We start from the raw sequence: 3,917 nt of genomic DNA on the forward strand, positions 1-3,917 counted from the left end.
ACAAAGAAAATGCCCCGTATCTTTCGATTACGGGGCATTTTCTTAAACCGCGATGCAGATTGCTAGGTTTTCACACAGTCTGCGAAGCGGGTTTTTGTCGATCAGCTCACAAATCAATCAGAGCTCGGAGAAGCACTCTTCGATGATCGCCAGACCTTGGTCCAGTTGCTCGTCCGGCGAAGTCAGCGGTACCAGGACGCGCAGAACGTTGCCGTAAGTGCCGCAGGACAGCAGGATCAAGCCCTTGTCGCGAGCCTTGGCCACCACCGACGCTACCGCTGCAGCGTTTGGCTTGTGGCTGTCGCCGTTTTCAAACAGCTCAACAGCAATCATCGCGCCCAGAGCACGGACTTCGCCAATCACCGGGTACTTGGCCTGGATAGCCTTGAGGCCAGTGACCAGACGCTCGCCGACGGCTTTGCAGCGGTCCAGCAGATGCTCTTCTTCGAACACTTCCATCACGGCCAGGGCCGCGGCGCAAGCGATCGGGCTACCGGCGTAAGTACCGCCCAGGCCGCCTGGAGCGATGGCGTCCATGTATTCGGCCTTGCCGCACACACCGGCCAACGGGAAGCCGCCGGCGATGGATTTGGCGAAGGTGGTCAGGTCAGCGGACACGCCCATCTGTTCCATGGCGAAGAAAGTGCCGGTACGGCCAGCACCGGTTTGCACTTCGTCAGCGATCAACAGAATGCCGTGCTGGTCGCACAGCGCGCGCAGTCGCTTCATGAACTCTTTAGGCGCGACGTAGAAACCGCCTTCGCCCTGAACCGGCTCGATGATGATGGCAGCGATGTCACGCGGTTCAGCGTCGTTCTTGAAGACGCGTTCGATGCTGGCGATCGAATCATCGACGCTCACACCGTGCAGCTCGTTCGGGTACAGCGCGCGGAACACGCCGCCTGGCATCAGGCCCATGCCGGCCGAGTAAGGCACGACTTTACCGGTCAGGCCCAGAGTCATCATGGTGCGACCGTGGTAAGCGCCGGTGAACGCGATCACGCCGGCGCGGCCAGTGGCGGCACGAGCGATTTTCACGGCGTTTTCTACCGCTTCGGAACCGGTGGTGACCAACAGGGTTTTCTTGGCGAAATCACCTGGCACCTTGGCGTTGATTTTTTCGCACAGTTCTACGTACGGTTCGTAGGCCAGCACCTGGAAGCAAGTGTGAGTCAGCTTGTTCAGTTGCTCGGTCACGGCGGCGATGATTTTCGGGTGCACGTGCCCGGTATTCAGCACGGCGATACCGCCGGCGAAGTCGATGAACTCGCGACCTTCAACGTCGGTCACGGTGGCGTTCTTCGCGGACTCGGCGAAGATCGGGTGAATCTGGCCAACACCGCGTGGTACAGCGGCTTCGCGGCGTTTCATCAGGGATGCGTTAGTCTTGCTCATAAAGTCCTCATTCACCGCTCATCGGGCGGCGTGGTTCAAGGAAAATGCAGCGGGGAGGCAACTACGGCAGCATGCGATGATCGACTGCCACAGCTTTCCCAGCCACAGAGAAAATTCCGTTTGTTGCACGCAAAGGGACAGCGCTCTCGTGCCCTTTGCGTTTGAAGCAATGCCTTGCTGGGCTCTTGTCTTGCGAGCTTAGATACCCAGGCAGAGGTATTTGATTTCCAGATAATCTTCGATGCCGTACTTGGAACCTTCACGACCCAGGCCCGAGGCCTTGATGCCGCCGAATGGCGCGACTTCGTTGGAGATCAACCCGGTGTTGACGCCGACCATGCCGTATTCCAGGGCTTCAGCCACACGGAACACACGACCCAGGTCACGAGCATAGAAATACGAGGCCAGACCGAACTCGGTGTCGTTGGACATCGCGATCACTTCGGCTTCGTCTTTGAAGCGGAACAGCGGCGCCAATGGACCGAAAGTTTCTTCCTTGGCCACGGCAGCGTTCTTCGGCACGTTGGTCAGAATGGTCGGCTCAAAGAAATTACCTTCCATGACCTTGCCACCCGCCAGAACGGTTGCACCTTTGCTGATCGCGTCAGCAATGTGCTCTTGAACCTTGGCCACGGCTTTTTCGTCGATCAGCGGACCCGTGGTGGTGCCCTCTTCCAGACCGTTACCGATCTTGAGCTTGGCCACGGCCGCTTTCAGCTTCTCGGCAAACGCGTCGTAGACCGAATCCTGAATGTACAGACGGTTGGCGCAGACGCAGGTCTGGCCGTTGTTGCGGTACTTGGAAATGATCGCGCCTTCGACGGCCTTATCCAGATCCGCGTCGTCGAACACGATGAACGGTGCATTGCCGCCCAGTTCCAGGGAAACTTTCTTGATGTCCTTGGCACATTCCGCCATCAGCTGACGACCAATTTCGGTCGAGCCAGTGAAGGACAACTTGCGAACGATCGGGTTGCTGGTCAGTTCGCTACCGATGTCGCCGGCGCTGCCGGAAACAACGCTGAACACACCAGTAGGAATACCGGCACGCTGAGCCAGTTCAGCCAGCGCAAATGCCGAGAACGGCGTTTGCGAAGCAGGCTTGAGCACCATGGTGCAACCGGCAGCCAGCGCCGGGCCGGCTTTACGGGTGATCATCGCAGCCGGGAAGTTCCACGGGGTAATCGCAGCGGTCACGCCGATTGGCTGCTTGATCACGATCAGGCGCTTGTCTGGCTGGTGGCCCGGAATCACGTCACCGTAGATGCGCTTGGCTTCTTCGGCGAACCATTCGATGAATGAAGCGGCGTAAACGATTTCGCCCTTGGCTTCGGCCAATGGCTTGCCCTGCTCGAGGGTCATCAGGCGAGCCAGGTCGTCCTGGTTTTCGATAATCAGCTCGAACCAACGACGCAGCTTGTTCGCGCGGTCCTTGGCGGTCAGTGCACGCCAGGCCGGCAGCGCTTTGTCAGCGGCTTCGATCGCACGACGGGTTTCGGCAGCACCCATTTTCGGCACAGTGCCCAGAATTTCGCCCGTTGCCGGGTTGTTCACATTGATCGTCTGACCATTGTCCGCGTCGACCCACGCGCCATCGATGAAGGCTTGCTGGCGGAACAACTGGGTGTCTTTAAGCTGCATGTCGGCTTTCCTTAACAGCACCGCGACAGGCGCGGAGCAAATTATGATTGTAGAAAGGCGCCCTATAGGCTGCCGTCAGGGAAATCATTCACCGGGCTGAAGCACATAAATAGCGCACTGATTGATATCGTGCGGTTCAGCACCCAGACAAGAGCGTTTGAAATCTCAAACGAATCCTAGGATCAAAGGGGGTAAAGGACAATAGGCTGTTCGAAAAAAAGAACGAAAACGCCGCATTTGCCTGGTTTTTCTGATCAACGTAGTAATCGCACGTTACGCTTTCAAAAAAGCCAGTCGATTCAGCAGCATGGACGACCGCTGCACATATGAGTATCATGGCGCCCGCTTGCACCAGTAGCTCAGCTGGATAGAGTACTGCCCTCCGAAGGCAGGGGTCGTGGGTTCGAATCCCGCCTGGTGCACCATACGTTGTAAATGAAAAAGCCTCAGACCTTAGGGTCTGGGGCTTTTTTGTGGGTGAAGATTAACCAGTTCCGGGCAATGCCGCTGTTTTATAGATCTCGGCTGGGCCAGTCTCAGCATCGCTCCAGGGCGAACCTGCTCGAAGGCATACGACTACGTCAGGGGCGTTGGCGAAAGATAGAGCCGCTCTGGTATTGCGAGCCCTGATTGGAGCCTGCGGGGCCTGCCACGCGGCTTGTAAGCCATGGCCAGGGCCTTGATGATCGGGTGCTCGCTGAGCAGATAGTTTTTTGCTGATCATTTCCGGCGCTATAAGACCGCGCTCCTCAAGCATGAGGCTCTCCCAACTGAGTCAGACCCCTACTGCACGAACTTTCCTGCGGACAAAACAAAACCCCTACCTGCATACGCAGATAGGGGTTTCGGAATTTAATCTTGACGATGACCTACTCTCACAT

General features: G+C 57.4%; 2 protein-coding genes and 1 tRNA gene. 1 reads left to right on the forward strand and 2 read right to left on the reverse strand.

The window, feature by feature from the left end; genetic code table 11:
* Positions 1-117: 117 nt before the first annotated feature.
* Both gabT and gabD read right to left on the reverse strand, forming a co-directional pair.
* Entirely contained in the window at positions 118-1,395 is a 1,278-nt protein-coding gene (gene gabT, locus J2Y56_RS28215; RefSeq protein WP_007944100.1) for a 4-aminobutyrate--2-oxoglutarate transaminase, read from the reverse strand.
* A gap of 198 nt (positions 1,396-1,593) precedes the next feature.
* Positions 1,594-3,036 (reverse strand): NADP-dependent succinate-semialdehyde dehydrogenase, encoded by a 1,443-nt coding sequence (gene gabD, locus J2Y56_RS28220; protein ID WP_310354088.1) that lies wholly within the window; start codon positions 3,034-3,036, stop codon positions 1,594-1,596.
* A 348-nt stretch (positions 3,037-3,384) separates the two neighbouring features.
* Here gabD and J2Y56_RS28225 point away from each other — a divergent pair.
* Positions 3,385-3,461: transfer RNA gene (locus J2Y56_RS28225), tRNA-Arg, on the forward strand.
* The last annotated feature ends 456 nt before the right edge of the window (positions 3,462-3,917 follow it).

Origin of the sequence: Pseudomonas sp. BE134 (assembly GCF_031456105.1) — a bacterium.
Lineage (GTDB): Bacteria > Pseudomonadota > Gammaproteobacteria > Pseudomonadales > Pseudomonadaceae > Aquipseudomonas.

Bases quoted from the DNA above. Each gene is read 5' to 3' on its own strand.
- gabD (WP_310354088.1), bottom strand. From the start codon at position 3,036: ATGCAGCTTAAAGACACCCAGTTGTTCCGCCAGCAAGCCTTCATCGAT.
- gabT (WP_007944100.1), bottom strand. From the start codon at position 1,395: ATGAGCAAGACTAACGCATCCCTGATGAAACGCCGCGAAGCCGCTGTA.